Origin of the sequence: Gluconobacter frateurii (assembly GCF_002723955.1) — a bacterium.
Lineage (GTDB): Bacteria > Pseudomonadota > Alphaproteobacteria > Acetobacterales > Acetobacteraceae > Gluconobacter > Gluconobacter frateurii.
Window position 1 is genome coordinate 47,683 of record NZ_BEWN01000005.1, and the last position, 21,172, is coordinate 68,854.

At 59.1% G+C, this 21,172-nt stretch carries 24 protein-coding genes and 1 pseudogene; 12 read left to right on the top strand and 13 right to left on the bottom strand.

Annotation, left to right across the window (positions count from 1 at the left end):
* The first annotated feature begins 26 nt into the window (after positions 1-26).
* A complete protein-coding gene (locus tag GFR01_RS13005; protein WP_015073653.1) occupies positions 27-437 on the top strand; it encodes a hypothetical protein in 411 nt (136 codons plus the stop codon).
* 6 nt (positions 438-443) lie between these two features.
* Here GFR01_RS13005 and GFR01_RS13010 read toward each other — a convergent pair whose 3' ends face one another.
* A complete protein-coding gene (locus GFR01_RS13010; protein WP_244902318.1) occupies positions 444-797 on the bottom strand; it encodes a hypothetical protein in 354 nt (117 codons plus the stop codon).
* A gap of 27 nt (positions 798-824) precedes the next feature.
* A pseudogene (locus tag GFR01_RS16140) lies at positions 825-920 on the bottom strand (zinc-ribbon domain-containing protein); the annotation flags it as partial.
* 122 nt (positions 921-1,042) lie between these two features.
* Here GFR01_RS16140 and GFR01_RS13015 point away from each other — a divergent pair.
* The 8 genes from GFR01_RS13015 to GFR01_RS13050 all read left to right on the top strand — a co-directional run bounded on the left by GFR01_RS13015 (position 1,043) and on the right by GFR01_RS13050 (position 8,175).
* The gene (locus GFR01_RS13015; protein WP_099182820.1) at positions 1,043-1,714 is read left to right on the top strand and encodes a cell division ATP-binding protein FtsE; all 672 of its coding nucleotides are present in this window, start codon (positions 1,043-1,045) and stop codon (positions 1,712-1,714) included.
* A complete protein-coding gene (locus GFR01_RS13020) occupies positions 1,711-2,610 on the top strand; it encodes a cell division protein FtsX (protein WP_099182821.1) in 900 nt (299 codons plus the stop codon). The genes GFR01_RS13015 and GFR01_RS13020 overlap by 4 nt, the downstream gene beginning before the upstream one ends.
* Positions 2,607-3,200, top strand: a complete 594-nt coding sequence (locus GFR01_RS13025; RefSeq protein ID WP_063905434.1) for a YdcF family protein — start codon at positions 2,607-2,609, stop codon at positions 3,198-3,200. Before GFR01_RS13020 ends, GFR01_RS13025 begins: the two co-directional genes overlap by 4 nt.
* A gap of 44 nt (positions 3,201-3,244) precedes the next feature.
* Positions 3,245-3,982: a lysophospholipid acyltransferase family protein gene (locus tag GFR01_RS13030; protein ID WP_099182822.1), complete on the top strand. Its 738-nt coding sequence runs from the start codon at positions 3,245-3,247 to the stop codon at positions 3,980-3,982.
* A gap of 321 nt (positions 3,983-4,303) precedes the next feature.
* Complete coding sequence (locus GFR01_RS13035; RefSeq protein WP_099182823.1) at positions 4,304-5,323, top strand: DUF2125 domain-containing protein; 1,020 nt, start codon at positions 4,304-4,306, stop codon at positions 5,321-5,323.
* Positions 5,324-5,543: 220 nt separating this feature from the next.
* Complete coding sequence (locus GFR01_RS13040) at positions 5,544-6,968, top strand: cytochrome ubiquinol oxidase subunit I (protein WP_099182824.1); 1,425 nt, start codon at positions 5,544-5,546, stop codon at positions 6,966-6,968.
* Between the two features lie 6 nt (positions 6,969-6,974).
* The gene (gene cydB, locus GFR01_RS13045; RefSeq protein ID WP_063905364.1) at positions 6,975-8,000 is read left to right on the top strand and encodes a cytochrome d ubiquinol oxidase subunit II; all 1,026 of its coding nucleotides are present in this window, start codon (positions 6,975-6,977) and stop codon (positions 7,998-8,000) included.
* Positions 8,001-8,019: 19 nt separating this feature from the next.
* On the top strand, positions 8,020-8,175 hold the full coding sequence (locus tag GFR01_RS13050) for a hypothetical protein (protein ID WP_007282826.1): 156 nt from the start codon (positions 8,020-8,022) through the stop codon (positions 8,173-8,175).
* 53 nt (positions 8,176-8,228) lie between these two features.
* On the opposite strand, the gene gloB is transcribed toward GFR01_RS13050, so the two are convergent.
* On the bottom strand, positions 8,229-8,945 hold the full coding sequence (gloB, locus tag GFR01_RS13055) for a hydroxyacylglutathione hydrolase (protein WP_099182825.1): 717 nt from the start codon (positions 8,943-8,945) through the stop codon (positions 8,229-8,231).
* Positions 8,946-8,986: 41 nt separating this feature from the next.
* Here gloB and GFR01_RS13060 point away from each other — a divergent pair, with 41 nt between their 5' ends.
* The 3 genes from GFR01_RS13060 (at position 8,987) to GFR01_RS13070 (ending at position 11,338) form a co-directional block, all read left to right on the top strand.
* Positions 8,987-9,703, top strand: a complete 717-nt coding sequence (locus tag GFR01_RS13060) for a class I SAM-dependent methyltransferase (protein WP_244902295.1) — start codon at positions 8,987-8,989, stop codon at positions 9,701-9,703.
* Positions 9,704-9,764: 61 nt separating this feature from the next.
* Positions 9,765-10,442 (top strand): phosphatidylserine decarboxylase, encoded by a 678-nt coding sequence (locus GFR01_RS13065; RefSeq protein WP_099182827.1) that lies wholly within the window; start codon positions 9,765-9,767, stop codon positions 10,440-10,442.
* Positions 10,443-10,456: 14 nt separating this feature from the next.
* The gene (locus GFR01_RS13070; protein WP_007282822.1) at positions 10,457-11,338 is read left to right on the top strand and encodes a CDP-alcohol phosphatidyltransferase family protein; all 882 of its coding nucleotides are present in this window, start codon (positions 10,457-10,459) and stop codon (positions 11,336-11,338) included.
* A gap of 83 nt (positions 11,339-11,421) precedes the next feature.
* Here the strand turns inward: GFR01_RS13070 and GFR01_RS13075 are convergent, their stop codons facing one another.
* From GFR01_RS13075 to GFR01_RS13120, 10 genes are all read right to left on the bottom strand, one after another.
* Positions 11,422-12,357 carry an ROK family protein gene (locus tag GFR01_RS13075; RefSeq protein ID WP_063905433.1) on the bottom strand — a complete coding sequence of 312 codons (936 nt, stop codon included), beginning with the start codon at positions 12,355-12,357 and terminating at the stop codon, positions 11,422-11,424.
* Between the two features lie 173 nt (positions 12,358-12,530).
* Entirely contained in the window at positions 12,531-13,016 is a 486-nt protein-coding gene (locus tag GFR01_RS13080; protein ID WP_174694715.1) for an NADH-quinone oxidoreductase subunit B family protein, read from the bottom strand.
* Positions 13,013-14,452: an NADH-quinone oxidoreductase subunit D-related protein gene (locus tag GFR01_RS13085; protein ID WP_174694716.1), complete on the bottom strand. Its 1,440-nt coding sequence runs from the start codon at positions 14,450-14,452 to the stop codon at positions 13,013-13,015. The genes GFR01_RS13080 and GFR01_RS13085 overlap by 4 nt, the downstream gene beginning before the upstream one ends.
* Positions 14,449-15,540 (bottom strand): hypothetical protein, encoded by a 1,092-nt coding sequence (locus GFR01_RS13090; protein ID WP_099182829.1) that lies wholly within the window; start codon positions 15,538-15,540, stop codon positions 14,449-14,451. The genes GFR01_RS13085 and GFR01_RS13090 overlap by 4 nt, the downstream gene beginning before the upstream one ends.
* Complete coding sequence (locus tag GFR01_RS13095) at positions 15,540-16,061, bottom strand: hypothetical protein (RefSeq protein ID WP_099182830.1); 522 nt, start codon at positions 16,059-16,061, stop codon at positions 15,540-15,542. The genes GFR01_RS13090 and GFR01_RS13095 overlap by 1 nt, the downstream gene beginning before the upstream one ends.
* Positions 16,058-16,918 (bottom strand): hypothetical protein, encoded by an 861-nt coding sequence (locus GFR01_RS13100; RefSeq protein WP_099182831.1) that lies wholly within the window; start codon positions 16,916-16,918, stop codon positions 16,058-16,060. The genes GFR01_RS13095 and GFR01_RS13100 overlap by 4 nt, the downstream gene beginning before the upstream one ends.
* Positions 16,915-18,162, bottom strand: a complete 1,248-nt coding sequence (locus tag GFR01_RS13105) for a hypothetical protein (RefSeq protein WP_099182832.1) — start codon at positions 18,160-18,162, stop codon at positions 16,915-16,917. The genes GFR01_RS13100 and GFR01_RS13105 overlap by 4 nt, the downstream gene beginning before the upstream one ends.
* A gap of 106 nt (positions 18,163-18,268) precedes the next feature.
* Positions 18,269-19,114: an aldo/keto reductase gene (locus GFR01_RS13110; protein ID WP_099182833.1), complete on the bottom strand. Its 846-nt coding sequence runs from the start codon at positions 19,112-19,114 to the stop codon at positions 18,269-18,271.
* Positions 19,115-19,180: 66 nt separating this feature from the next.
* Positions 19,181-19,657 (bottom strand): DNA polymerase III subunit chi, encoded by a 477-nt coding sequence (locus GFR01_RS13115; RefSeq protein ID WP_167384269.1) that lies wholly within the window; start codon positions 19,655-19,657, stop codon positions 19,181-19,183.
* On the bottom strand, positions 19,641-21,122 hold the full coding sequence (locus GFR01_RS13120) for a leucyl aminopeptidase (protein ID WP_099182834.1): 1,482 nt from the start codon (positions 21,120-21,122) through the stop codon (positions 19,641-19,643). The genes GFR01_RS13115 and GFR01_RS13120 overlap by 17 nt, the downstream gene beginning before the upstream one ends.
* Positions 21,123-21,172 lie beyond the last annotated feature (50 nt).

A 21,172-nucleotide genomic window follows, 5' to 3' on the forward strand; every position in this document is an offset into this window, starting at 1 on the left:
TTACCGGACCAGTGGAAGCCGTATCTATGGACATTCAGCCCTCCCGCAACATTACGGATCGCCTGCTCAACACCCGTAGCGGGGAAAGTGCCCCTCTTTCAACCGGGGCACTGATCCGGACGGGTATCTGGTCCGTCTGTTATTTCGTCTTCTACTTTGCCCAACAGGTGGCCGAGCTTCTGGCTCCGCTACTGCTGATCCTGGGGCTGGGCTGGTACATTCTGCCCCATATCGTCAGCGCCATCACGACCAGCGCTGCCAGCGCCGACCCGCAGGCGAAGGACATTATGAACCATGTCGCCGGTACGCTACCGACGCATCTTCAGATCGGCAGCCACCTGCTGACGCCCGGCTCACTGATGTTTGACGGTTTCCTACTCATGGGCCTCGCCGCTATCGGCGCCACGCTCTCTGCGCTGGCTGCCCGCAATATGTAAGAAAGCTCAGGGGGAAACGAAATGGCCGACACTTGGCCATAGATGGCTCACTTCCCCCACTTTCCAGTGCCATACGGCAACAGCACCACACCCGACCATGACAAGGCTGATGCCCCATGCAGCCAACCAGCTTCCCGTGCTTCCAATCATGTGACGAACCGGCGTTTCTGATGCAGCCACCGGCCCGACCGGTGCGCGGGAATGCAGAATGGACTGGCGACGCTCAATTTCCCGCGCTGCCAGACTGCACACACCTGCTGACTGTTGCTTCAGAGATCCCGCACCAGTTTCAGTTGCTTCATCTGGCTCTGCGAGAGAGGCCACAGCCTCCTCCACACCATGCCCTTCCTCATCAGGCATGGCGGCTGAAGTCTCCGCATCCCAGCTTTCCCCACAATTTGCGCAGCGCAACCGGCGCGCATGGTCCAAAAGTGCCTGAGGCACTTCAAAAACCGCATGACAGTGGGGACATTCAAGACGCATCACAGTATCCTTCAAAAATCAGGCCGTACCGATATCAGCCTGATCTGAACTGGCTTGCCCATATGAAGGGGTTACCGTTAATAAATGGTTAATGTGCCTGCAACACCTTTGATCGCCCATTCATGATCCGGCTGCGAGATGTGTCCCTTAAACCCGCTGGCGTTGGGCAACCCGTTCTGCACAGCATGACCCTGAGCATTCCACAGGGAGAGTTCCGCTGGCTGCTGGGACCGTCGGGCGCAGGCAAATCGAGCCTGCTCCGACTTCTGACCCTTGGGGCGCGTCCTGCGTCTGGCCAGATGGACATTCTTGGAACATCCGTAACAGGAGCAAGCCGGGGCGCATTGCGGAACCTGAGAAGACGCATCGGATTTGTGCCGCAGGATTATCGCCTGATTGGTGAATGGACTGTCTTTGACAATGTCGCCCTTCCGTTGCGGTTACGGGGCCGATCTGAGCGCGATATTCGGCAAGAAGTTTTCTCCGTTCTGGAATGGCTGGACGTTGCTGCTCACGCCCATTCCCGCCCCACCATCCTGTCAGGTGGCGAACAACAACGCGTTGCCATCGCCCGGGCCCTGATCGGGCGCCCTGACATTCTTCTGGCAGATGAACCCACCAACGCCCTCGAAGAGTCTCAGGCCAGAAGGCTGCTCTCCACATTTCAGGAACTGATAGATCTCGGCACAACCGTGATCGTCGCCACCCATAATGAATCTCTGGTGCGGGAAGCGCCTGCTCAGTCAATCATGCTCCGTGACGGCACCCTCGACCCGCAGGCTATTGCGCCATGAGCCGCCGCGTCTCACCCGGCCTGCGCTCCGGCAGCCTACCGCTTCTCGTTGCCCTCATGACCCTCCTGGCAGGCCTGGCCCTCGCGGGTCTGAGTGGTATCCAGTCTCTGGCCGAAGGCTGGTCACAAGCCGCGCGTAGTGCCGCAACGATCGAAATCCCGACGGACATCCCAAACGCCTCTGACCGAACTGAAGCTCTCGTTCACGCCCTGAAGGCATTGGACGGCGTAACAAACATTCAGAAACTCTCAACAGACAAGGTTCAGGATCTTCTGGCCCCCTGGCTCGGTCAGCCCGTGGGATCTCACAGAGGCTTGCCCGGCCTGTCTCTACCCGAAGTTCTGATCGTGGCTCACACCAGAGGAATCGACCTCAGCGCGACCGTTCACGATGCACTTCCCGAAGCCATTGTTCAGGAGGACCTCCAATGGGGGCAACGGCTTGAACGCCTTGGGACCAGCCTCACGGGCTGCGCATGGCTGGCCGTGATCCTGATCGCAGCCATCGCCACTCTCTCTATCGGCATTACCGTTCGCCGCTCTGTGGCAGCCCAGAAGCGCGCCGTGGACATCGTGCACTCCCTCGGCGCGGCAGACCTCACAATCTCCAGCCACATCGCAGGGCGCGCCGCACTCCTGAGCTTTCTGGGAGGCGTCGCAGGCCTGATCCTCCTCACTCCGCTGACAACCTCCCTCGCAACGACGCTTTCCCCTTTCGCGCATCAGTCAGCGCTCCCCGCAGCCTTTCCCACAACACTTGATGGATGGTGGACGACTCTGGGCATCCTGCCACCCTCGCTCCTGAAGGAACTTGGAGCCCTCCCCTTCATCGCTGCCTGCCTTGGGTGGCTCACGGCCCAGGGTGTGGTTCTCGTGTGGTTGAGACGCCTGCCGTGAGAGCCACTTTTTCCATCCTGTTACTGGCCGTTCTTTTATGGACGCTCGGTCTGGCATGGTTCATCCATGATTCCCGACAGCCCCCACATGTCGCGACAGTCTGCGACGGGATTGTGACCCTGACAGGGGGCCAGTCACGGATCGAAACGTCCATAACCCTTCTCAGCGGGGGATACGGGCAGCTTCTCCTTATTTCCGGGGTCGGCCCGCATGTGACCCTCGATCAACTGATGAAGCTGCAAAAACAGTCCCTGCCAGAAGACATGACGGACCGAATTACACTGGGGCGTCGGGCTGTCAGCACTATCGGAAATGCTTACGAGATCACTACATGGGCGCGCCATCACAAGCTTCACAGCCTGCTGGTTGTAACGGCTGGTTATCACATCCGACGCGCAATCGTAGAACTGCATCGCACTGCGCCTGAACTCGACCTCGTTCCTTATCCCGTCCTGCCGCCGGCACTGGAAGCACCTTTAACGCGCCAGACGCTTCATCTGCTGGTTCGCGAATATCTCAAACTCCTTGGAGCCGAACTTGGCAACCTTACAGGCCTTCCAGACGGAAATACCGGCCTGACGGCGCACTGACGCCTCTTGTCTAACCTGCCATTTTCTGGTGAGCACACAGCATCATGAGCATATTCCGTGGCCTGCTGTTCAATCTGTATTTTCTGATTCTTACCCTGATCATGGGTCTTGGCGCCCTGCCGATCCGTGCGCTCAAGCGGAAGGATCTGGCCCTGAGCTACGCCAAGCTCTGGTCCCGAGCCGTTCTGTTCGGCTTCTCACGCCTCTGTTCCGTGCGCATCGAAATCAGCGGGCGGGACAATCTGCCAGCAGGCCCGAGCCTCATAGCATCGCAGCACCAGTCCTTTTTCGACGGGTTTGTCTGGATGAATCTGGTGCCTCTGCCGACCTACATCATCAAACAGGAACTCACGAAGATTCCCCTGGTCGGCCCCATGCTCATTCTTGCGGGCATGATCCCGGTCAGGCGCAGCGAGGGCTCCAAAGCCCTCCGCACCATGATGAAGGACAGCGCAGATGCACATGCGGCGAACCGTCAGATTGTCATCTTCCCTGAAGGGACGAGAACTCTCCCCGGAGAGCGCCACTCCATTCAGCCCGGCATCATCGCGCTGGCCCGACAGGCGAATGTGCCGGTCGTCCCGGTCGCAACCAATTCCGGCCTCTTCTGGGACCGCTCTCCCTGGCACAAAAGACCCGGAATTTTAAAGGTCGTCATCGGTAGGCCACTCCCTGCAACACAAGGCCGCGGCGCCTTCACGGCAGCGTTGGAAGAAGCGTGGGACGAACTGTGCGCAACTCACGCATTACCGCGAGATCCTGTGGATAACTCTGTGGAGTGAGAAACGCTTCAGCTTACCTTGAGAGGTGATGATATTTCATACCTTTACGAGGCAGGAATGACACAGAAACCCTACAGTTTCCACAGGCTATTTAAGAATCCCTTTTTTCTGCGGTTTTCCGGTATTTCTAACCGATTTTTTGGTGCCTTTTTTCTGTCACACTGATGGACCGCCCTCCGTTTCGATAACGCTTTTCCCCTTCAGGCTCTTTTGGGGATAAAATAGAACTGCCGGAAACCAGATTTACGTCCGCCCTCACTAAAGACAGGCTCAGTGAACCTTTCTCCCAATACTACCCGTTACCTTAAGTCGGGACTTGTGATGGCCGGTATCGTCATTGCCCTCCTGTGTGCAGACACCCTGTTCTGGTGGCGCACAACCGATACGATCGAGGCAGAAATAGAAGCCCGTCGAGCGGCTCTAGAGACCGCAGGGTGGACCATGACTGTCGAGCAGAGCACGCGCGGCGGCTGGCCATTCGGCGCCTGGGTTACCATGACATCTCCCCACCTGAGTCATGAGCGATCCATCCGGGCACCTTTTGACGCAGGATGGAGCGGGACAAGACTTCGGGTGGGTGGACTATGGCCCGATCTAATCCAAGCAGGCTTCCCCGTACTTCTCTCCGGACGACACGCGGCCCGCTTTATCGCCCCGACTCTTCAACTCACGATTCTGTCTCAGGACCTGCATCTGCGCTTTTCCGCGGATCATGAAACCACATTTGCAAGCCCATCGACCCAGATCGCACTCACGACAGGGTTTCTGGATCAGTCCATTGCGCTAACCGGAGTTTCCGGGCGTCTTCTGACAATTCCTAATGCCCTTCCCGATTCAACACGGCTGGGGCTTGAACTGTCCGCTCAAACACTCAACTCGCCCGCCCTTACCTCGCTCAAACTTTCTTTCCGAAATGCCCATCTCGTAGCGGCCCTGACGCCCTCAGCCCAAAAAGACGCCAGTTCCTTCTTTTCCCTGGGAGGATATGACCGGCTTCTCCTTCAGACAGCGACATTTTCAATCGGCAGCAAACCGGATGCCAGTCGCCTGTCTTTTTCAGGATCTCTGGATCTGCCAGCGGTTACCGGCCACCTCACCCTGAACCTGCTCAACTGGCATAATGCAGCAGAACAGCTTCTGAACACTGCATCCGCCCGGACGGCACTTTCCCCCGATCTGCAAGCCATTCTGCAGCACATGCTTCGCGAGCAACCCTCATCCATACTCAAACAAGCCCAACCCCTGGTGGTTGATTTGCCGATACTCAACGGACACTTTCCGTTGTCTCTGGAAACACTCCTACAAAATATTTCCACACAAAAAATTGACGTATCACATTAGCGAGAGTAGACGCGGGGAATGTCTTGATCTTTGTCAAAATCGTGGCGTCGATGAAAACTTTCGTCATGCTGCGGCTTTGATGGTTCAGGTCCGGGTCATGTGTGCGGTGCGGTGCGCATGATCTTCGCTCTTTTCCTGACTTCTTAAGGCGCGAGCGTAGCTGACGGGTCCTTCCGGGCTGGTTCTGCGGTCCGTCGTCCAAGCAGAAGGCACCATCGCAATGTTCGGCCTGTCGGCTTTATTTCTCGCGCGATTCCAGTTCGCGTTCACAGTCGGGTTTCACATCGTGTTTCCCGCGTTCTCGATCGGGCTCGCTGCCTATCTTGCCGTTCTTGAAGGCCTCTGGCTCAAGACCGGACGCAGCGCTTACCTGGACCTCTTCAAATACTGGCTGAAAATCTTCTCCGTCGTCTTCGCGATGGGTGTGGTTTCCGGTCTGGTCATGTCCTACGAGTTTGGTACCAACTGGTCCCAGTTCTCGCAGAAGGCTGGCCCCATCCTTGGCCCGATGCTGGCCTACGAAGTGATGACAGCCTTCTTCCTTGAAGCCGGCTTCCTTGGCGTCATGATGTTTGGCCTCAACCGTGTAGGCAAAGGCCTGCACTTTGGCGCCACCTGCATGGTCTCGATCGGCACGCTGATCTCCATGACGTGGATTCTTGCCTCCAACTCCTGGATGCAGACGCCGCAGGGGTACATCATCGATGAAGCCACGGGCCGCTTTCTGCCGGGTAACTGGTGGCAGATCATCTTCAACCCGTCCTTCCCGTTCCGCCTTGTGCATATGGGACTGGCAGCATTCCTGTCCGTCGCATTCATCGTGGCTGGCGTCGCTGGCTGGCATCTCCTGAAGGCGCGTCGTGAAGGCCGTCAGGCCTCCGAACAGGTCCGCCTGATGTTCTCCATGGCCATGTGGATGGCTGCCATCGTTGCTCCGGTCCAGTTTCTGGCGGGTGACACGCAGGGTCTGAACACGCTGGAATACCAGCCTGCCAAGATCGCCGCGATGGAAGGCGACTGGGACTCTGAAGGTCGTGCACCGGAAATCCTGTTCGGTATCCCGGATATGGAAAACGAGACGACGCACTACAAGGTCCAGATTCCGCTCCTCGGCTCCCTGATTCTGACACACAGCCTTGATGGCAAGGTGCCGGGCCTCAAGGACTACCCGAAGGACCTGCGCCCGTACTCGCCGCTGCTGTTCTTCTCCTTCCGCATCATGATCGCGCTTGGCTCGCTCATGGTCCTGGTTGGTCTGTGGTCCCTCTTCCTGCGGTGGAAGGGCAGCCTGTACGACAATGCGATGCTGCATCGCGTTGCGCTCTGGATGTCTCCGGCTGGCTTCGTGGCGCTGCTCTGCGGCTGGATCACGACCGAGGTGGGCCGTCAGCCCTACACGGTCTATGGTCTGCTCAAGACGTCTGACAGTGTGTCCCAGATCGCCCTGCCGAGCATGGCTACGTCCATGGTCGCCTTTGTGATCGTGTACTTTGTTGTTTTCGCGGGTGGCATCACGATCCTGCTGCGCAGCTTTGCCCAGGAACCACATCCGGGTGAAGAAGGTCCGTCCGAGCACGAACCACAGATGTCTGCTGGTACCACGCAGGTGTCCCACCATCCCCACAATGCTGGTCTGGCGGAGTAAGCGATCATGACCGAATCCGCCGCTTTCTGGCTTCCCGTGGTCTGGGCCGTTCTCGCGGCCTCAGCCATCTTCCTTTACGTCATCCTTGACGGCTTTGACCTCGGCATCGGTGTCCTGTTCCTCAAGGAACGGGATCACGATCACCGCAACGTCATGGTTAATACGGTCGCTCCTGTCTGGGACGGCAATGAAACCTGGATGATCTTTGGTGGCGCCGCCCTCTATGGCGTCTTTCCGGTCGCGTATGGCACCATCCTGCCTGCGCTGTACCTGCCAATCCTGTTCATGCTGCTGGCCCTCATCCTTCGTGGTGTCTCTTTCGAGTTCCGCTTCAAGATGAAGTCCCCCGGGTCCCAGTTCTTCTGGGATGCGTCCTTCTGCGGCGGTTCCATTGTCGCAGCCTTCATGCAGGGCGTTATCCTTGGCACGCTTGTTCAGGGCATCCCCGTCCAGAACAACGTGTTCGTCGGAACGTCGCTGGACTGGGTCACGCCGTTTGCCCTGTTCTGTGGTGTGGCAGTGACCATTGGCTATGCGCTTCTGGGCTCCACATGGCTGATCTGGCGTTGTGAAGGCGAGCTGCAGGACACGATGCGTCGCGTCTCCTATGCGCTTGCCGGCCTGATGCTGCTGACGATCGTGGCTGTCTCCGCATGGACGCCGCAGCTGCACACGACCTACATGCAGCATTGGCTTGAGTGGCCGCAGCTTGCTCTCGTGCTGCCCGTTCCAGTAGCAGTCGTTGCTGTCGCCGGTGCGCTGTTCTTGGGCCTGCGTAACCGCAAGTCGCACCTGCTGCCGTTCATCGCGACGCTCGGCCTGTTCTTCCTGTGCTTCTCCGGACTGGGGATCAATGTCTGGCCGTATATCGTCCCGCCGACAATCACCATCTGGCAGGCCTCTTCTCCGCCGAGCAGCCAGGCTTTCGTCCTGTTCGGTGCCATGTTCCTGCTGCCGGTCATCCTTGGATACACGATCTATTCCTATTACGTGTTCCGCGGAAAGGTGACGGCAGAGCATCACTACCACTGATTTTCCGGGAGTTCGGACCATGAGAATCGAGTACGGAAAACCCGATCAGAAAACAGGCCCTGTCGCCTGGATGAAACGGGTCGGGTGGTTCGTTCTTTTCTGGGCCAGCGGTGTTCTCGTCGTTGGCGTGGGAGCCGAACTCCTCAAGAAAATCATTTTCGGCGGTCATCACTGACCTAACCCGAAAGAAAAACCCCGCCTCACAAGGGCGGGGGTTTTTTGTTGCCTTCAGAACGTATCTTTCTGACGGCGCAATTCTGCAAAGCGAGCGACATCTGGCGCTCTTAGAAACGGGTTTGTTGCCCGCTCGGTGCCAAGAGAGACCGGCAAAGTTGGGCGTCCTGCTTCCAGAAGCGTTTCCACTTCGGCAGCCCGTGCCTTGAGCGCTGGGTTGTCCGGATCAACATGCAACGCGAAGGCAATGTTGGAGCGGGTGTATTCGTGTCCCGCGCAGACCAGCGTGTCATCTGGAAGAGCATCATAACGATGCAGACTCCGGAACAGCTCTTCCGCCGTTCCTTCAAGCAGACGCCCACATCCAGCGCTGAACAGAACATCCCCGCAAAAAAGCGCTGGCACTTCCGGGGCAACATAGGACAGATGCCCCACAGCGTGGCCCGGCGTCAGCAGAACCTCTACGGCCACGTCGCCGATGAAAAACGTGTCTCCATCTTCAAGGCCACGATCCAGTCGAGGCAGCCATTCTGGCTTCTGGGATGGGCCGAAGACCTTCGCCCCGTAGTGCTCCCGCAAAGCATCGACACCGCCTGTATGATCCGCATGATGATGGGTCAGAAGGATCAGATCCAGCCTACCTTCACCCAGAAGGTCGATCACCGGCCCAGCCTCGCCCGGGTCCACGACAGCGCGCGTCCCATCACCTGCCGTCAGAAGCCAGACATAATTGTCTGACAGAACCGGGATAGCTTGAATATCGAGTGACATGACGGTTCCCCTGAACTTCGCTTACTGATTAGATGCATACCATGCTGACGCGCCTGACACGCTCCCGTTCCGAAGATGCCGCGGCCTTCTACGAAAGCCGGACAGGCGTGCGTACCGCATCGCTCCTGAACCGGAGGCTGCATGCCATACTTCCAGACCTTCGAGCGCGTCGCCTGCTCGGCATAGGCTATCCCGGCCCCTATCTTCCCGCCAATGCGGGCTATGCGGTTTCGGGGCGCCTCCAGCATCCACAGACCCAGCGCGCTTTTCCCCGAACACTTCAGGATTGCCTGGTTGATAGTGGACGCCTGCCTTTCGATGACCTGTCGATGGACACAGTCCTGGCCATCCATGGGCTCGAATTTACCCGCTCGGCTCCCGATTTTCTGCGCGCCATCTGGAAAGTCATGACCGATGACGGGCAACTGATCCTCGTTGTCCCGAACCGCTCCGGCTACTGGGCCCATACGGACGCAACACCCTTCGGTCACGGCACCCCTTTCAGCACGGCTCAACTCACCCGCCTGCTGGAACAGGGACTGTTCTGCATCGAGCAGCACACGGGCGCTCTCATGGCTCCACCTGCCCTTCTGTCCAGAATGTCGGGCACGCTTCCCGAGCGGGTTGGAAAAATAACGCATTATCCCTGTGCGGGCGTGCACATCGTCGTCGCGCGCAAGAATGTCTATGCTGGGCTACCACTTATGGAAGAAAAGGCCCGCGCAGCCGTTCCCAGACAGCTTGCGGAACCTGCCTGAAAAACGCCTTCTTTGTGGCGAATTCTTGACCCAAGCTTTCTGTGCCGTAAGAGTGCGTCCCATGTCGTTGATCCAGTCCTTCAAGCTCGTCCTGTCGCCGCCGCATCGCGCTGCGACTCCCTTCCTCGCCGCCGGCGCCCTTGTCGGGCTCATCGGTCGGGCGACGCCGTGGCGCTTCACGCGCCTTCTCGGCAAGGCAGGCATAGCGTTCTCCGCGTTCTGCCTGTATTTTTTCCGTGACCCGAAGCGCACACCGCCGCCGGGTGCAAACCTGGTTCTGGCTTCTGCCGATGGCCGAGTGACAGGCGTTTCACTCGTCTCTCCGCCGCCCGCTCTGGAAATGGGCACCACGCCAGTATGGCGCGTCTCGACATTCCTGTCCGTGCTGGATGTCCACATCAACCGGATGCCAGCCGCCGGTCAGGTTACGAAGATTGCCTATCATGCAGGCAAGTTCCTGAACGCCAGCCTCGACAAGGCGTCCGAACATAACGAGCGCAACGAAATCCGCCTGACGCTTCCTGACGGACGCAATATCGGCGTCGTGCAGATCGCAGGCCTGATTGCCCGTCGCATTCTGTGCTTCGTGGAAGAAGGCGACCATCTGGAAGCAGGTGAGCGTTTCGGCCTGATCCGCTTTGGCTCCCGCACCGACGTATATCTGCCGCCGGGTATCGAGCCGATCGTTGTCGAAGGTCAGACCATGATCGGGGGCGAAACCGTCCTGGCGAAGCTCTGAGCCAGACCGCGCCCATGACCATTCCCGAGACGGCTGAACTCAACCGTCCAGCCCGACGCCGTCGCATTCGCCGCAGACTGCGCCGTATGGGACGTACTCCCCGCACCCGTGTGCGGGGACCGTCTTTCAACCGGCTGATCCCCAATATCCTGACGATGCTTGGCCTTTGCGCCGGGCTAAGCGGGATGCGCTTTGCCCTGGAACACCAGTTCGCTCACGCGGCGGTCGCTCTTCTCATCGCAGCCTGTATCGACGGGCTGGATGGACGGATTGCCCGTCTCCTTCGCGGGACCACACGCTTCGGCGCAGAGTTCGACAGCCTGTCAGACTTCGTGTGCTTTGGTGTTGCACCGTCCTTCGTGCTGCTGATGTGGTGCCTTGAAGATGCCGGGCGTTATGCTTTCGTGCCATGCATCATGTTCACGGTCTGCATGGCACTGCGTCTGGCACGTTTCAATGCGAGCCTCGATGATGATGACAAGCCGGATTACTCCGCGAACTTCTTCACGGGTGTTCCTGCGCCTGCGGGTGCCGGTATTGTTCTCTTCCCGGTTTTCCTGGGACTGGAAGCAGACCGTATGCACGCCGATGGTCTTGCTGCCCTCGCCCGTGAGCCGATTGTTTCCGCCATCTGCCTTATCCTGACGGCACTTCTTCTGGTTTCTACATTGCCAGTCTGGTCCTTCAAGAACTTCAAGGTTCCAGCCCGCTATGTACTTCCGCTAATGCTGGGAACCGGCCTCTATGCCGCCGTTCTCGTTGCTGATCCGTGGGGCGCTCTTGCCGCGGCCGGCCTGTTCTATGTTGCCATTCTGCCGTTCTCTCGCCGGTCCTATCACCGGTTAAGAAAAGCAGCTGAAGACATGTCAGAGACGGTTGAAGAAGAAACCGCCTGAAACAGAAAAAGCCGCCGGTATCCCCAGCGGCTTTTTTTAAACCTGAACAAGGCCGAAGAAAATCTTCGGCCTGACAGGTACTCTTATTCCGTCACATCCCACAGCCACGCGGCGCCACGAACGCCCGAACTGTCACCATGCAGGTTCTTGACGATCGGCGTCGTGCAAACAGGCGTAATAACGTGCTTGCTCAACAGGGGTGGAACGCGGTCATAGAGCGACGCAAGGTTCGAAATCCCGCCGCCCAGAACAATAACGTCCGGATCGAGGAAGTTGATCGCAAGCGAACAGGCACGTGCGAAACGCTCCATGTAGCGATTAAGCGCATCAATCGCGGCCTGATCCCCGTTCGCAGCGGCATCTTCAATGCCAGCCGTATTGCGGTTTCCAGCGCCCTTCCAGTCTGCCGCCAAAGCCGGACCGGAGAGATAACGCTCCATGCAGCCCTTGTTGCCACAGAAGCACGGACGAGGCTCGCCATCTTCCGGCAGAGGCCAGGGAAGCGGTAGATGACCCCACTCACCCGCAATATGATGGCGACCTTCAATGACGCGGCCGTTATTCACAATGCCCGCGCCCATGCCAGTCCCGACAATGATACCGAACACTGTCTGAGCACCCTTCGCAGCGCCGTCCGCAGCTTCTGAAAGCGCAAAGCAGTTCGCATCATTCTCAGTGCGAACCGGGCGGGCCAGAGCGGATTCCAGATCCATGCCGAAAGGCTGGTCGTTCAGCCACGTGGCATTGGCATTCTTGATCAGACCCGTTTCCGGGGAAATGGACCCCGGAATACCAATTCCAAGAGTAGACGTGCTCTGACCGGCAGACACGCGGTGGCTTGGTACAGCCCCCAGACGATGGTCCACGCTCGTTACGAGATCACGGATCGCAAGAATAGCTTCCGGATAAACACCCGGATTAGGAATTCGCTCACGCAGGACAAGATCGCCCTGGCGATTGAGAACTGCGATCTCGATCTTCGTTCCACCGAGATCGATACCAAGGCGATAGTCAGCCATCTCATGCCCTGTACTGTTTTGACGGCTCCCGAAACGGGTAGCCAGAAACGGATTAACGCACTGTATGCGCTCGTCTGCTTGAACGGGAAAGCCTCTGCGAGCAAGCCGTCCCATCACAAAAAATCAATGTTTCTGTTTTTAGTGACACGACCGACCTCGGGAACCGGAAGCTTTCAGCCTCCCGCCAGCCGCTGCAAGCCTAGAAGAATATCCTGCGGAGACGGCGGACAACCGGGAATGGTCTTGCGAACCTGCGTCAGGGCCTTGAGACCTCCAAGAGTGGCGTATCCAGCCCCGAACAGACCACCATCGACAGCACAAGCCCCGACAGCCACCAGGCTTTTACCCGGCGGCATAGCTTGCCAGACGCGATCAAGCATCTGCACACAGGCGCGACTCATGGCTCCTGTCACCAGAAGCCAGTCTGCATCTGCTGGATCTGTCACACGCGTGAAACCATACCGCTCGAGCGCAAATGCAGAGCCGCACAGGCTCTCCACTTCCATGGCGCAACCTTCACAACCACCGGTCTCCAGCACATACAGGCTGATCATGTCAGTGCGTGCGGGGGCGTCTTTTTCCAGAGATGCCCTCCAGCGGGAGGCATCAATGAACGCATGGAGCACACTCAGCGGCCCGGTCTTCTGAAACACGCTCACATCGCCACTCCCGATGGAGACAGGGCCAGAGACCGCAAAGCAGCAGGCAGTCGCTCCGGCGTTTCTCCCTTCAGGACAACCGGCAAAACTGACAACAACGATACCGAAGGATCGCGCGCCTGAACGGCATCAATTTTTCCGTTTTTAAGGCGTATCCAGTACCAGATGTCCCCGCGCGCACCCTCCGCAACACCGATACCTTCCTGCGTGGCCTCCGGCGCGGGTTCGTCATCATCCATTCCGATACTTCCGAGAATACGCTGGATCAGCGCCAGGGAGTCACGGATCTCCGTCAGACGCAATGCATCCCTCGCCGCTCCGTCACCGTCGCTTGATCCTGTCGAGCGCAGGGCATCCAGTCGCATTCCGGCTTCCCGACGACGCACATCCAGACTGCGCCCCGAGGCTCTGCCAACCAGGCCGCCAACCGCAAATTCCCGCGCCTGCGCCGGAGCCAGAGCGCCGAGCCCCTTCAGACGCGGGGCAAAAACGGATTGCAATTCCCTGAGTTGGGCCATGCGTGGCTGCATCACGCCCATAACGGCCTGCGCCAACGGAACGATTTCCAAACTTGTGCGGAAACCATCACACCGCACCAGATCCGTCAGTCGACGGGACACGCCCTGCTCTGCACAGGCGGAAGCAATCGCCTCACGCGCATGTTCGCAATGTGTAGCCAACAGCCCCGCATCCACGGCTCTGGCCGTGCGCGCCATATCAAACAGGTGAACAGACATCCGCTCGATTTCCAGCAGGATCATCCAGCAGTCCCGAACACCCGGGCCAGGCTGCAAACCGCGTGCCTGAGCCACAGCACGACAGAACGCGACCGGATGCGCCACAAATCCCCCGGCCGTCATCCGGGACACCAGTGGCAGGGCTTCCTCAGGTGTCAGACCGATCATCCGATGCAGTACGCCGCGATGCGCCAATCCCGCATTGACGGACACATCCTGCACTTTCCCCCGGACCACATCAAAAGACAGTTCCAGTGGGCCTGTCAGACCCGATTTTTCAGCGGGCAGAACATTACGACCCGGAACAGGACGCGCCGCCTGCCCACCCGGCCCTGGACGTGAAGAGAGGGGCCATGTGGCTTCCCACACCCCCTCGTCCAATGCAGGCTGCCCATCCCCGGACGCGCTCATCGCCTCAATACCCCAGAGATCGTAGGCCACCCGCTCACCCCATTCCGCAGCGGGGAAACGGGAGGACGGCGCAAGGTAACGACGATCTTCGACCGCCGTGCTGGCCATCAACGGGCAATCACCTTCAAGCAGAAGAACATAGACGCGGTGTTCATCCGCCCAGCAGGACAAGAGCGACAATGTCGTTCCCGGGACCGCCAGCATGGCTTCCCACTGTTCTGCATCCAGAAAATAATGAGATAGCGCGACCCGCTCCCCACTCCTGATGATCCGTCCCATTCCGCTCATGGGTGCCACCCCGGCGTTGGATGCCAGGCCAACAGCAAAGGCCCGCACAACCCAACCGCGAGAAGGGCAGCCTCAACCATCGGCACCATTCCGGACTTCAAAGCCAGACCAGACGGCATCAACCCGGCAAGACGAACGTTTTTCAATCCCGGCAACAGGCACACAATCATCAGAGCAAGAAGAAACGGTTCAAGAGACCGGCCTATTGCCAAAAGCGCGCAGAAGACCGGCCACGGCGCCATCCCATCAGCGACTGTCCGGTAGCGGCCAGCCTCGCCTTCCCGTTCCAGCACAGCCAGACCGAGCGACGTGATGAGCAAAAGCACAATCGCACTGCCTTCCCCAACCGCTGCGGCAATCGCCCCAAGAGCCGCCAGAACCGGCAGGAACTGCCCTCGCCCTTTCGATTGCACGGCCATCTTCATGATGAGCGTCCCGAACCCCGCAACCAGCACCAGCAGATGCACAAGCGCATGATGATCAAGCCGCAACATCAGAAGGATCGCCGCAAAGCGCAGACCCGTATCCAATAGAGCAGCCTCAGGCTCCGGAACGGGCGATGGCCCCAGACCGGCCATCATGCAAAGACCAACTGTCAATAAGACAGGCCCAAGCGGAGACTGTTCCATGGAGAGCAGCGACGCCCCCAATACTCCCAAAATTACGCCTCCCAGACGGGACCGCGCCATGTCCCAGACGATCGCGGCCTTCTGCGCGCCGCGACCTTCCCGCCACGCCAGCAGAACAGTCCCAGCCCCGCACAGCACCGTGACGGCGAACGCGGAATGAACATTCAGTGCCATCAAAGCACAACCCGTCACCAGAAAGGGCAGGATGCGCCCCGTCCTGTCTTTCGCTGGCGGAAGCAGGAGCGGCATAACGGCCACGGCACAGGAACACGCCGCCGCAAGTGCATCGGCACCCGGCATCAGCCAGACCGCAATCGGCGTCATGATCGCCCCGGCAATGGCAAATGTCAGGCTGCTGGCTGGCTGACGATTGGCAGGCGTGAGCATGAGCAGGAAGGCTGCCAGAAGCGGCCAGACCGTGACGGCAAACAATGTCCCGACCGGAGCAAGCGGATGCATCAGTTTTCCTCCACGCGGCGCCAGGCCAGACGCGGCAGCAACGTCACGCCCAGCGCGCCCAGAACGCCCCAGAGCGCAACAGCCGCTACAAACAACGGCCAGGATTGCAGGATGCAGGCCATAACGATCAGACCGTCAGCCGCCACCAGAAGGCCCGTAAACTGCACAAGAGACGGCCCGAACGCCGCGCCACAAAGCCCGATCAGAACAACACCGGCTCCGAGAACGGGCGCAAGTCCCAGACTGGCACCGGACAGACCAAGTGCCAGCAACAGCAAAAGAGCCCCCACCACAGGCAATACAGCGCCCCGATCTGGCGCGTGAGGCGCAAAACGTCGCAGCCAGATCCACGCACCAATATTCAGCCCGACCAACGTAACGGACGTCAGCAGCGCAAGCAGACCGCCACAGACCGTCGCCCCTGCAAACGCACAGACCAACCCGTACAGTGGTAATCCGCGTCCATCCCGGCCTAGGCCAGCCAGCGCCAGAAGGAGCAGAACGCCAAACCCGACAATCATGTCGCGAACCTCCCGGCCAGTGCCAGAAGAAGCGCCACACCCGCAAACAGCGCCGTCAGTCGTTCGCTGCGCTCCTGCGCTGTCAGCCTCAATGTCACAAGCACCATCACCACAAGTAGGACCCGCGCCAGAAGGGCTGCCAGCCCCACGAACCATCCCGAGAGACCTGCGTCACGCAATCCGACGGATATGGGCAGAGCCAGATCAGCCAGCAGGAAGATCCAGGCAAAATTCAGAACCTGCGCGACCTGCCGCGCCATATCGCGGGCCGCCCGGTCTTTCATACCATCCAGACGCTGAAGCATGTCGTCTTCACGAAGCGGTGGACATGAAATGGCCAAAGCCAGAACACAGGCCCCTAAAGCACCTTCCAGCCCCGGTACCGGCTCGATGTGCAACATTGCACAAAGCCCACCCAGACCATCCGCCCCTGGAGCGGCCAGAGCAATCAGGGCTTCCGTCAGACACAGCACTAGAACCGCGGGAAGAACACGGCGTCCTTCATCCCGCAAGGATGGGCGTCCCAGCATCAGCCTGCCAACGAGCAGAAAAATGCCTACAAGCAGCGGGTTTGCCAGAGAAATCAGGGCGCCTCCCGTTGTGACAGCAGGCAGAACAGCAAGGCTCAACAGGGAAACAGCCAGAACAAGAGCCATCCCAGGCGCCAAAGGCTGGCGGAACGCAGCGCGCCAAAAAAGTCCTGCACGCCGCACATGACGCACAGGCCCGGACACAGCTTCACCGTTAACCCAGCGCGGCAGCTCTTCCAGCATCCAAGCGGTCAGCGGCGTCAAAAGTAGCAGCAGAACACACTGAAAAAGTGTCTGGGCGACAGCAAGGAGGACAACCATCATCATGATGTCAGCCCCAGAACGGCAAGCACCAGAGCCAGCAGCACAAGCCACAGGCCAACAGCCATCCGTCGTGTCTCCGGCATTTTTCCGACTTTCAGAGCCATCATGGCGCGAGCACGCCCCCGCCCGCCAACGATCAGACGGCGGATCACCCACGGCAGAGCAGCGGGCTCTTCAAACAGGCCGGTTTCGCCCTGTGCAGTCTGAAGTCGACCGGAAAACAGGCCTGCAAAGGCTTTTTCCAACCCACGCTCCACCCGCCATGATTTGACCAGCCACAGCCAGATTGCGCCGAGAAGAAGGACAATGGCTGGCAACCTGAGATGCGCGCCGTCTCCGCCTCCCAGAGACCAGAAGGGCCAGACCCATTCGCCCCCCACATGATGAAGAACCGGGCTGAAGACACCAAATACGATCAGAGGCAGCAGCATGGTTGCCAGAGCAATGATACCGACCGCTCCGGCAGGCCCAACAGGCAACACACCAGCGTCCGGTCTGCGCCCAACAATCAGAACATCCACAAGCGAAATCAGGCCGATCAGAAGTGCAACAAACACCCCGATCACGCTCCAGCCCTGCACACCGGCAGCCAACCCAAGCGCGGCATGAATTCCAAGCCACAGCACGATAAATCCCGGCAACGGCGGAAAAGGCAGCCTGAGAATGGCCAGCACTGGAAGAAGACGAAGTGCTGGGACGTACAGAACCAGAAGAGTGAGATCCAGCAGCAGGGCTTCCAGAGCAATCCGGGCGCCCGTCGTCAATCCTTCATCCTGCGCTGCAATCATGAGCGTAGCGAGAATGGCTGGCCGGAGCAGCCCAAGGTCCCCGGGCTTTTCCCCCCACAACGCACAACGCCCCAAAACAAGAAGCGTCATCGCGCCGAGGCCTGCCATACAGACAATCGGGTTGATGGCCCCAGCGTGCCAGAGAACCGAAACGGCAAGAATGGCAGAGAGAGCCGGAAACAGCGCCCCATCGCGTGAACTGAGCGCAGGCCAGTAAAGCAACGGAAAAAGTGCCAGAAGGGCCACGGTACTGTCAGGAAGCAGAACGGAACACAGCAGCGCTGGCAACGCCCACCAGAGGGGACAGGCCCTGCGTTCCTGCGTCATCCAGACGCCAAGAGCCACGGCAATGGCTGGACCTGACGTCGCGAGGATCGCAACAAGTGCCGCCGGAAGAGCAATCCGGCCCCGCCCGGCCGCACTGTCCCGATCCGCTTTCAGAACGGCAGGAACAGTCAATACTGCGAGGCACAGAGAGACCGGATCGGTATGAAACAGGGTCGAAAAATTGAACAGGGTACGGTCCGCTTCGGCAGTGGAAACGGGCCGTATCAGATCATGCCCGTCAGATCATGGCGAGAGATACCTTGCGTTGCGGCGGAGGAAAAGCACGATCCAGAACTTTCAGATCATCTTCCGTCAATACAATCTCCAGACTGGCAACATTCGACAGCAGATGCTTCGAAGATCCAGCCTTCGGAATAGCCATGACATTCTCTCGCCGCATCACCCAGGCCAGCGCAATCTGAGCCGGATCGGCGGGGCCCGCGGAGGTCTCGTGCCGACCGGCAACTTCCTTGAGGGCGGGATGCTGAAGCAGTTCCCCACCCTGACCCAATGGCGAATACGCCATCGTGACCACGCCTGCCTTCAGATCATGATCCAGCAGATCGAACTCTGTGCCACGATGTTCCAGACTGTAGAGGATCTGGTTGATCTGGCAGGAACCTGAAAGGTTTTCGATTTCTTCCATGTCATCAACATCGAAATTCGAAACACCCCAGCCCCGGATCAGTCCGTCAGCCTGAAGGTCTTCAAACGCCCTGATGGTCTCTTCCAGCGGCGTACCACCCCGCCAGTGCAGCAGATACATGTCCAGCCAATCCGTCTCCAGCCGCTCCAGTGAGCGGCGACAGGCCCGGCGCACGCCGTCATATGATGCATTGGACGGCAGAACCTTGCTGACGAGATAGACGTCATCACGCACATCCGCGATGGCCTCGCCGACCAGCTTTTCAGACCGGCCATTGCCATACATTTCCGCGGTATCAATCACGCGCAGACCGGCTTCCAGCCCTTTGCGCAGACTTTCGATTTCCGAAGAGCGACGATCTGCACTGTCTCCGACATTCCATGTCCCCATTCCAAGGGCTGGAACGGTGGTGCCGTTGCGGAGCGTAACGGTTTTCATAAGGCGTCTCCCGGGAAGAACTCAGTCACACAACGACATGAGCGCAGGAGATGTTCCGCCAAAAGGTCAGCCGGATTTCTTCCAGCCCCGCTCCTGCTGCTGCCAGTACACGAGCGTATGACCCACAGCCTTCAAAGCGACCCAACGCTGACGCGCCCGCTGGACACTCGCTGGATCACGACCGTCAAACAGATCAAAAATTCTTGTGAAGGGGGAAAAATCGTCGTCTCCCGCTCCATCAACACGGAACAGAAATTTCGCACCATTCGGCACGTCATTCCCCTCAGTCAGCCAGATCGGCTGTCGCGCCGCGTGCCCCATCTTTGCTGTTCCATGCGGAAGCCAGACCGGATCACGCGAAGCCCACAGCGCCGTATCCAGCGCTGTGACAGACGTGGCATCAGGGCAGCGGACAAGCGCCCGCTCTCCCACATCCAACGTCTTGCCCAGAAGCGCAGGCAACGCCTCTTCAAGAGGCGTCCGCGTCAGATGGTAAAATCCGACATCCACTCTCAGGCCCCCGTTCTCAGACACGAGCCTCATGAGACTGCACGAACTGGTTCAGGAGACGCACACCAAAACCCGTGGCCCCCTTCGGAGCCGTCGGGGATGCCGTCGTCTTCCAGGTTGTGCCCGCGATATCCAGATGTGCCCATTTGGCATCACCCACAAAACGCTTCAGGAATTCAGCGGCCAGAATGGCACTGCCCGGACGGCCACCGATGTTTTTCATATCGGCAATGTCAGAGTCGATCTGACGGTTGTAGGCCTCGCCCATCGGCATCCGCCACAGACCTTCACCAACCTGCTTTCCGGCCTCGAACAGACCAGACGCCAGTGTGTCGTCATTGCTGAAGAGGCCTGCATTCTCCGTGCCAAGGCTCACCACGATCGCACCGGTCAACGTAGCCAGATCCACCATCAGCTTCGGCTTGAAACGATCCTTCGTGTAGGCCAGCACGTCTGCCAGAACCAGACGGCCCTCGGCATCAGTGTTCAGAACTTCGATAGTCTGGCCGCTGTAGCTCGTCACAATATCGCCCGGACGCTGCGCCCGGCCGGACACCATGTTCTCGACCAGCCCGACAACACCAATGACATTGACCGGCGACTTACGACGGGCCAGCGCGCTCATCAGGCCGATGACGGTCGCCGCACCACCCATATCGGTCTTCATTTCGTCCATGCCAGCGGCTGGCTTGATGGAGATGCCACCGCTATCGAACGTCACGCCCTTGCCGATGAATGCCAGCGGCGCTTCGTCCCCACCGCCGTTATGGCGAACAATGACCGTGCGGGGCGCATTGGCGCTGCCCTGCGCCACACCGAGCAGCGCACCAAAGCCGAGCTCCTGCATGGCTGCCTGATCAAGCACTTCAACCTCAAGGCCAATCTCCCGCAGGGCTTCGATGCGCGCGGTGAAGGTCTCGGGAGACAGGATATTGGCTGGCTCGCTGATCAGATCACGCGTCAGGAACACGCCACGGGACACGGCATCCAGAGCCACCCAGCGGCTTTCCGCAGCAGCCACATCGGACGTTGCCACCGTCAAGGCTTTCAGGGACGCACGGTCAGAAGACTTCTTCGTGCGATAAAGATCGAAATCATATCGGGCGAGACGTGCCCCCGAAGCAGCTTCTGCGGCAAATCCGGCGACATCTGCCGTCAGAGCCAGAACGGCATTTTCCACACCATCCAGAGCCTTGGCTGCCGTACCGCCAGCATTTTCAACGGCAACAGACGTCACAGCCGAGCCATCCTTGGCCGCACATCCAACAAGCACAACCTGAGACAGGGAGGCAGAAGGGGCTGTCAGAACAAGTGTCTGGCCAGCGTCACCTTTGAATCCTTTGAACGCAACAGCCCGCCCCAGTGCACCAGCTGTCGCCTCATCAATCGCCTTGAACGTCGCGTCATCAGACGTTCCCTTGCCGTGACAGATGAGCGCAACAGCCTGTGACGCACCATCATTCAGCGCAGGGAACGAACCGAAAGAAATATCGAGCATATGACACCTTTTGCATGGCAGAACCATTTCAGTTCCTTCGTTATCGGGAA

Bases quoted from the DNA above. Each gene is read 5' to 3' on its own strand.
- GFR01_RS13090 (WP_099182829.1), bottom strand. From the start codon at position 15,540: ATGCATCCGCTTGCTCCGGTCGGGACATTGTTTGCCGTCACGGTCTGG.
- GFR01_RS13060 (WP_244902295.1), top strand. From the start codon at position 8,987: ATGCTGACGCGCCTGACACGCTCCCGTTCCGAAGATGCCGCGGCCTTC.
- GFR01_RS13110 (WP_099182833.1), bottom strand. From the start codon at position 19,114: ATGAAAACCGTTACGCTCCGCAACGGCACCACCGTTCCAGCCCTTGGA.
- cydB (WP_063905364.1), top strand. From the start codon at position 6,975: ATGACCGAATCCGCCGCTTTCTGGCTTCCCGTGGTCTGGGCCGTTCTC.
- GFR01_RS13100 (WP_099182831.1), bottom strand. From the start codon at position 16,918: ATGATGATGGTTGTCCTCCTTGCTGTCGCCCAGACACTTTTTCAGTGT.
- GFR01_RS13020 (WP_099182821.1), top strand. From the start codon at position 1,711: ATGAGCCGCCGCGTCTCACCCGGCCTGCGCTCCGGCAGCCTACCGCTT.
- GFR01_RS13115 (WP_167384269.1), bottom strand. From the start codon at position 19,657: ATGAGGCTCGTGTCTGAGAACGGGGGCCTGAGAGTGGATGTCGGATTT.
- GFR01_RS13065 (WP_099182827.1), top strand. From the start codon at position 9,765: ATGTCGTTGATCCAGTCCTTCAAGCTCGTCCTGTCGCCGCCGCATCGC.
- GFR01_RS13010 (WP_244902318.1), bottom strand. From the start codon at position 797: ATGCCTGATGAGGAAGGGCATGGTGTGGAGGAGGCTGTGGCCTCTCTC.
- GFR01_RS13050 (WP_007282826.1), top strand. From the start codon at position 8,020: ATGAGAATCGAGTACGGAAAACCCGATCAGAAAACAGGCCCTGTCGCC.
- GFR01_RS13070 (WP_007282822.1), top strand. From the start codon at position 10,457: ATGACCATTCCCGAGACGGCTGAACTCAACCGTCCAGCCCGACGCCGT.
- GFR01_RS13075 (WP_063905433.1), bottom strand. From the start codon at position 12,357: ATGGCTGACTATCGCCTTGGTATCGATCTCGGTGGAACGAAGATCGAG.
- GFR01_RS13030 (WP_099182822.1), top strand. From the start codon at position 3,245: ATGAGCATATTCCGTGGCCTGCTGTTCAATCTGTATTTTCTGATTCTT.
- GFR01_RS13120 (WP_099182834.1), bottom strand. From the start codon at position 21,122: ATGCTCGATATTTCTTTCGGTTCGTTCCCTGCGCTGAATGATGGTGCG.
- GFR01_RS13035 (WP_099182823.1), top strand. From the start codon at position 4,304: ATGGCCGGTATCGTCATTGCCCTCCTGTGTGCAGACACCCTGTTCTGG.
- GFR01_RS13005 (WP_015073653.1), top strand. From the start codon at position 27: ATGGACATTCAGCCCTCCCGCAACATTACGGATCGCCTGCTCAACACC.
- GFR01_RS13015 (WP_099182820.1), top strand. From the start codon at position 1,043: ATGATCCGGCTGCGAGATGTGTCCCTTAAACCCGCTGGCGTTGGGCAA.
- GFR01_RS13040 (WP_099182824.1), top strand. From the start codon at position 5,544: ATGTTCGGCCTGTCGGCTTTATTTCTCGCGCGATTCCAGTTCGCGTTC.
- GFR01_RS13095 (WP_099182830.1), bottom strand. From the start codon at position 16,061: ATGATTGTCGGGTTTGGCGTTCTGCTCCTTCTGGCGCTGGCTGGCCTA.
- GFR01_RS13085 (WP_174694716.1), bottom strand. From the start codon at position 14,452: ATGAGCGGAATGGGACGGATCATCAGGAGTGGGGAGCGGGTCGCGCTA.
- gloB (WP_099182825.1), bottom strand. From the start codon at position 8,945: ATGTCACTCGATATTCAAGCTATCCCGGTTCTGTCAGACAATTATGTC.